At 63.0% G+C, this 6,346-nt stretch carries 6 protein-coding genes; 5 read left to right on the plus strand and 1 reads right to left on the minus strand.

Annotated elements, in window-relative coordinates; translation table 11 throughout:
• Positions 1-543, minus strand: a 543-nt coding sequence (locus ACE5CZ_RS11615; RefSeq protein ID WP_374947489.1) for a DUF6361 family protein, incomplete at its 3' end; no start/stop codon positions are given.
• Positions 544-672: 129 nt separating this feature from the next.
• Between ACE5CZ_RS11615 and ACE5CZ_RS11620 the strand changes: the two genes are divergently transcribed.
• The 5 genes from ACE5CZ_RS11620 to ACE5CZ_RS11640 all read left to right on the plus strand — a co-directional run.
• Positions 673-1,134 carry a DUF3293 domain-containing protein gene (locus ACE5CZ_RS11620; RefSeq protein WP_374947490.1) on the plus strand — a complete coding sequence of 154 codons (462 nt, stop codon included), beginning with the start codon at positions 673-675 and terminating at the stop codon, positions 1,132-1,134.
• Between the two features lie 91 nt (positions 1,135-1,225).
• Positions 1,226-1,576, plus strand: a complete 351-nt coding sequence (locus ACE5CZ_RS11625; protein WP_374947491.1) for a hypothetical protein — start codon at positions 1,226-1,228, stop codon at positions 1,574-1,576.
• A gap of 157 nt (positions 1,577-1,733) precedes the next feature.
• Positions 1,734-2,666, plus strand: a complete 933-nt coding sequence (locus ACE5CZ_RS11630; RefSeq protein WP_374947492.1) for a restriction endonuclease — start codon at positions 1,734-1,736, stop codon at positions 2,664-2,666.
• A gap of 466 nt (positions 2,667-3,132) precedes the next feature.
• Entirely contained in the window at positions 3,133-5,472 is a 2,340-nt protein-coding gene (locus ACE5CZ_RS11635) for a hypothetical protein (protein WP_374947493.1), read from the plus strand.
• Positions 5,473-5,547: 75 nt separating this feature from the next.
• Positions 5,548-6,346 (plus strand): AAA family ATPase (locus ACE5CZ_RS11640; protein ID WP_374947494.1); only part of this gene is annotated, 799 nt, incomplete at its 3' end.

Below are 6,346 nucleotides of genomic sequence, written 5' to 3' on the forward strand. Positions count from 1 at the left end.
CGCCGGAGCAGATGGAAGATGCGGATCAAGATCGCTGTTCAGCAACAGATCCCGCGCCTCGGGATCGTCTGAGCGTGCTGTACGGCTAGTGAGTCGGCGGTACTCGTACTGCCGGCGAAAGTATGCCTCGGGCGATAGCTCGCCATTGCGGATACTCCACGTGCCCAGGGCGGCCCAGTACATGCTGCTGGGCATGCGCTTTAGTTTTGCGCGGGCGGTGTTGCCAATGACGCCGAGCTTCTCGTCACCTTGGCCGAGCGCATAGATCAGCTGCAACTCCGACTCGCGAAACCGCTTGCTCATCTCCGTCGATGAACGATTGCCCTGGGTGGCTTCCTGCATCAGCCACGGAATGAACAGGGTGTACCGCAGCCGAGTCTGCAAAACCGAGGTGCCAGGGAAAAGCGCGTCGGCGAACGCGTCCCTTATTGACCCGATGCCCAGTTCGTCGATCGTGCCTTCTTCCTTGAAGAGGTCGACGACTTCGAGCATCTTCCGACGTTGCTCGTTGTCGGTGTCCAGCCAACCAAAGGTAGAAACCACGACTCGATTGTGTCCTGTTGCACCGACACTTGCGCGCACTTCGGGGCAAAGGGCGTGTCCGGTTGATTAACTGACCGGGTGCACGAACATGAAGACTTCGCTTGGGCGGCGCCTGATGAACTGGCGCGAATGGCGAGCGACGACACTCCGTGGCGGTACTACGAGCAGACGGTGGTGCAGTTCGATGCGCCCGCTTGCTCTGGTCGCGTGGTTCCGGTGTCTCTCGGGGGTGGCGACGAATCACCGCCGCTCGGGTCGTTACATGTCGTCACCGCGGTCCAGCCCGATGGTGAGCCCGGAAGCGCCGACAGTCTCGCGCGTCTTGGGGTTCTGGATAGAGAGCTGACGGCCGCTGGGATCCGCGCGATCCCTGCCGTTGGCTCAAGCCTTGACGGCGGCCATGCTGAAGAGAGTCGTGCGATCTTCGGTCTCAGCGACGACCAGGCGCGGCAGCTTGGGCTGAGGTTCGGGCAGGTCGCCGTCTTCGCATGGAGTGGCTCGAGATGGTCCTTGTCGGCGTGTGCGAGCGATCGCCAGACCCACCGAGGTTGGAAGTGGATCACTGAGGTTGAGCGGATAAGCGACGTGTAACTTACGAGGGCGCAGGACGCTCTGGTCGATCGTTTTGATCGTGCCATCGCTCTTTAGATCTAAAAGTTCACGCTTGTCGAGAGGATCTGTCTTGCCCGCCAATATCGTCTCACTGACGCGACTCAATGGATTTCCGGCGTTCCACTGTTTGCACTGCGGCGCATTGATCTTCGGGGAGGACGGTCCTACCGAGAGTTTCTGCGAGCACGTATCAGTCTTCGTGGACTGGGCCGGGGAACCCGAAGTCGGACCAGCCGCTGCAGACGACCTCACGGACAAGCTCGACGAGATCGAAGTCGACGTACCTGAAGAGCTGGTTGCCCTGTTCGGCGATGACACCATTGTGTTCGAGTTGGCGGAGCAGGCACGCGGTGGTGGCCATGATGGTTCTGTCTGCCTGGTTGCGCTGACAGCCGACCATTACGATTCCGGCGACGACTAGTTTCCATAGGCGCCCGGCTGGGGCGTTGTGCGTTCTCGGCGCCAAGAGATCCGCGCGTGCGTGGCGCCGTCAGATTTCGGCCTCTCACACCGCTAGTTTCGCCGGCTGTCGTCATCTCGTCGGCTTGGGAGGTTGCTCGGGATGCCATAGTGGCGCCATGTCCTCCATCGAACCGGTGCCGATGCCCGTCTGGTCCGGATTTCTCAAGCCCGTGCTCGAAGTGATGGCCGACGGGACAGCGTGGAGTCGACGCGACTTGTACAAGTCGGTGTGCGACCACGTCGGGCTCACCGCAGACCAGCTTGCGGAGGCGCTGTCATCGGGAGAGTCGCGGGCAGAGAACAGAATCGGCTGGGCAGTGAGTGCTTTGTTCAAGGCCGAGCTGATCGAGAAGCCGCAGCGCGGTACTTACCTGCTCAACGCTGCGGGTCGGGCGTTCCTCGAAAAGCACCCCGGCGAGGTGTCGGAGAAGACGCTCAAGACGCTGCCCGTCTATCAGGTGTATCTCTCGTCCATCGGCACTGGCGAGCCCGCGGCGAAGAGCGTAGCGATGGAGCCGAGCGCCGACGAGTTGGCTGATCCGCTCGAGATGATCGAGAACGGCGTCGCCGCCTTGCACAGCGAGGTATCAGCCGATCTGCTCAAGCGGCTTCGCGAACAGGATCCGAGTTTTCTCGAGCAGTCAGTGCTCGACGTGCTCGTCGCCATGGGTTACGGCGGAACTGAACAGCGCGCGACCGTCCTGGGTGGGTCGGGCGACGGTGGTGTCGACGGCGTCATTGATCAGGATCCGTTGGGACTTGAGCGGGTGTATGTCCAAGCGAAGCGTTACGGCAAGGACAACAGCGTCCAACGACCTGACATCCAGGGATTCGTCGGCGCGCTGCACGGTGTAGGGGCGAATCGGGGCGTGTTCATTACGACCAGTCGCTTCTCGTCGGGGGCGACTGAGTATGCCAAGGGCATCAACACTCGCGTGGTGCTCATCGACGGCCAGCGGCTCACCGAACTGATGATCAAATACGGTGTTGGCGTGCAGAAGCGGCAAGTGTTTACAGTTGTCGAAGTCGACGAGGACTACTTCGAGTGATCGTTGACGATGTGTTTCGTCGCGACGGCAGTCGAGATTAGTCCACGTGAACTCATCCTGTACGGCGCCGATCGCCGTCGCGCAGGATGAATGGAGGGCGAAGCGAGTAACGACTAGCGATGCGAATGACGACCCGAACCCTGAAGGCGGGACGAGCCGCCTGACGCGATCGTTCCCGGCCGGGTCGAGTCCACCGGTTCGCGGGATTGTGCGTTGGGCCATGGCATGGACGTCGAGTTCACCTATTCGGCGCGTGACTCCGGCATCGCTGGCGAAGATGTCCACAGGATTTCTGCAGCTATCGCGTAATGCGGGAACGCCCGCGATGTCGACGAGGGCTTTGCGCGGGGTCTCAAGTCGTTGAAAGACGAAACGGTCGCCGAATTCGACGCAACCAGGGGTTGAAGACCTCTAGCGTAGTGTTTGCTCGCTTCTGTCCTACAAGCGAAGCGGTCGGGGGAGTGGCATGGCGCAGGATCTCGGGCTGTTCATGATCGACATGCTTTATGAGCGACTCATGGTCGATGACGAGTGGTCGATGCGAGGACCGCGCGGATTCACGTGGTGGTCGTATCGTTTGGCCCAACACGTCGAGGCCAGTGTGCCCGTCCGAGTCGGCGACGCGGACGTCTGTGAGATCCGCATCTGGACCGAGTTGGTCAACAACGTTGATCCGAACAGCCCCGCAGCCGACGTCGTGGCCATGCCCAACATGCAGGCCACGCTCAGCGCGACGATATGGGATCCGAACCGCCGCACCATCACCGATTACTGCACGGCCGTTGTGCACCCGGAGACCGCCGACTGGATGGCCTGGTTGCTCCCGGTCGCCGCACTCCTGCAGAACACCGCCGCGCACTCGCGCGCACACGCATTGGCAGATGCGCTGAACGGAACTCCGGCTGAATCCAACCACCCCACGAACGGCCAGCGGCCGCAGGCAGACGAGCTGCTCAGCGCCCCCGAGCGGATCACCGGGCCCGACGGCAGCCAGCGTTCGAAGTTCATCGGTCCGATAACCCGCGCTGTCGCGCAAACGATCGGACGAATCGGCCTCGCCGGCTTCTCGACGGATACCGAGTTCGTCTGCGAACTTCCGTTCAGCGGACCTCGGCCCATCGCCATGGTGATCGACCCCGAGCCGGTGGAAACGGCGCTGCTCGAGATCTATCCAGATGTCGAGCACCCGCAGTTCGGAAGCGGAGCACTGATGACGGTCGCGCTTCCGCTGCATTTCGCGCCGGACGAGGTGATGCACGTAGCCAACAAGCTAAATGCGCTCGAGGCACAAGCAGCTCTTCCGGTCGATGGAGCGAAACCCACTGGAATGTCACTCGGGGTCCTGCTCGGTGCCTGGAGTCCGGACCCGCGCGTCGACTCTCGCGACCGCATCGCATTCAACTGCTTCCTGCCATCGGTGCTCGCGCGTCCGGCTCTGTTGGAGAACATGGTGCGTTGCCAGGTCATCAGATCGGATTTCTCTGCGCGGGCGCTCGGCGTGGCAACGCAAGGGGCGGAAAACTTCTGGCGTCGCGTCGCACTCGCTGGCGGATTCGACGAGGACGCCGCCGCCGACGAGCGCATCGAGGCCTCGGCGCGGGCCGACCTCGCCGTCAGAGTGGTGCGCGACGCAGCCAGCCAAGCGGGTGAGAAACCGACGACGATTCTCGCTGCAATCTGGCGCAGCATGGTCGAGGGCAAACCGGTGACCTGGCAACCCGCTGGACTGGTCGCGTCGGAAGTCGACACGGTGCAGGCAGTGGCAGCCCCGTCGTCCACGACGGGTGACGCCTCCGAGCAGGACGTCGGGCTTCAGCTGGTTGCCCGTCTGTACGACCAACTGATGGTCGATGACGCCTGGGCGCTGCCGGGCGAGCGCGGATTCACTTGGTGGAGTTACCGATTGGCCCAGCACGTCCAAGTCGGCCCACCGGTCTGGAACGGCGAAGTCAACTTGTGCGAGGTGCGGATCTGGACCGAAATGGTCCGCGACGTCGACCCCGCGAGTGATCCTCCGCAGGTTCTCGCGCCGATCAACGTCGAGGCGACGCTCAGCGCCGTGCTGTGGCAACCCGAGGAACGGCTGATCGTCGAGTGCTGTACCGCCACCGTCCATGAGCAGAACATCGGCTGGCTCAGCAAGGCCCTCACCATCGCCGCTGCCCTACAGAACGCGGACGCTCACGCGCGCGCCTGGGATCTCGCAAAAGCCTGCGGTGGTGTGCTCGACGTTTCCAGTCATCGTCTCAGCGGCGAGCGCCCCGACATGGACGACCTTCTCAACGTGCCGCGCGAGGTCGTCGCCAGAGCTGGTGCTCAGCCCTCGTCGTTCGTGGGCCGGCTGATGGCGGGTGTGCAGCCGTGGTTGGCGCAAATGTGCTTCTACGGATCGGCGGATGAATCCGACATGACCTGCGAGGTGCCCTACACCGGCAGCACCCCGGCGGCCCTCCTCTCCGAGCGCGGCGGGTCGATGAAGATCGAGACGTCGCTGGTACAGATCTTCACCGACATCCCGCACGCGGCCATCGGCAACGGCGCCCAACTGACCATGAAGCTCCCGGCTAGTCCATCGCCGGAACAAGTTGCCGGATGGGCGAACTGGCTCAATGCCAGTGAGGCGAACGGATCGTCGAGCACGCCGCTGCTGGGTGCCTGGTGCCCCGACCCGTCGGCCACGGAGGGGCGCACGCTGATCTTCCGCAGCTTCCTGCCAAACGTGATTGCCATGCCGGGGGCTCTGGAGAATCATGTCGCCTATCAGGCGACTCGGTCCCGCTTCGCGGCGGAGCACGTCGGGAACTGACTGGTCAAGTTGCGATCCCCGCTGGTCTCACCGAAGCTCACCCGCCGTGTCGGCTCTCCGTAGTTCAATGGGGCAATGGTGGCGGCAAACGAGCAATCCGTCCAGGACGTCATCCTGGAGTTACTAGACGACGATCCGGCGATACCCGAGGACGTCAGGGATGCGGTGCTCAATGCACTTGCAGAAGTTGCCGATTCCGGTGCGACCGTTGCCGCTCAGCCGGCGCCTACGTTTCTGACCAGCATCTCCGTCGTCGGTTTCCGTGGCATTGGTGGGCAAGCGCAGCTCGATCTGTACCCCGCCCCTGGGCTCACCGTGGTCAGCGGTCGCAACGGCTCGGGCAAGTCCAGCTTTGCCGAAGCGCTCGAGCTAGCCCTCACCGGAACGAGCTATAGGTGGTTCAACAAGAAGGAGACGCTTTGGGCAGAATCGTGGCGCAACGTGCATCGTCCGCACCCGTGCGCGATCAGAGTGGGCTTTACCGCCGAGCAGGTCGGCCCGTTCACGGTCGGTGTGACGTGGGAGAAGGACGCTGAACTCGATGCGCGGACGTCCTACACCAGGATGGGCGACGGCGAACATGTCGCAGGTACCGCCGCGCTCGGCTGGGCTCGTCCTATCGAACTCACCCGGCCGGTGCTCTCCTACGAGGAGTTGGGTCGGCTGTTCGACGGTGGCCCATCCGCGCTGTACGACGCACTGGCCAAACTATTGGGTCTCGAAGTGCTCGCAGATGCTGAGAAATGGCTACTGGCCGAGCTCAAGTCGTCGAGGACCCATCGTGATCGCGCCGGCGACGAGCGCAAGCGCGTGCTCGGGATGCTCGCTGAGAGCTCCGACGAGCGTGCGCAACAGGCCATCGGGCTGCTGAAGA

The organism is Agreia sp., from assembly GCF_964263775.1.
Classification (GTDB): Bacteria; Actinomycetota; Actinomycetes; order Actinomycetales; family Microbacteriaceae; genus Agreia.

Bases quoted from the DNA above. Each gene is read 5' to 3' on its own strand.
- ACE5CZ_RS11620 (WP_374947490.1), top strand. From the start codon at position 673: ATGGCGAGCGACGACACTCCGTGGCGGTACTACGAGCAGACGGTGGTG.
- ACE5CZ_RS11630 (WP_374947492.1), top strand. From the start codon at position 1,734: ATGTCCTCCATCGAACCGGTGCCGATGCCCGTCTGGTCCGGATTTCTC.
- ACE5CZ_RS11635 (WP_374947493.1), top strand. From the start codon at position 3,133: ATGGCGCAGGATCTCGGGCTGTTCATGATCGACATGCTTTATGAGCGA.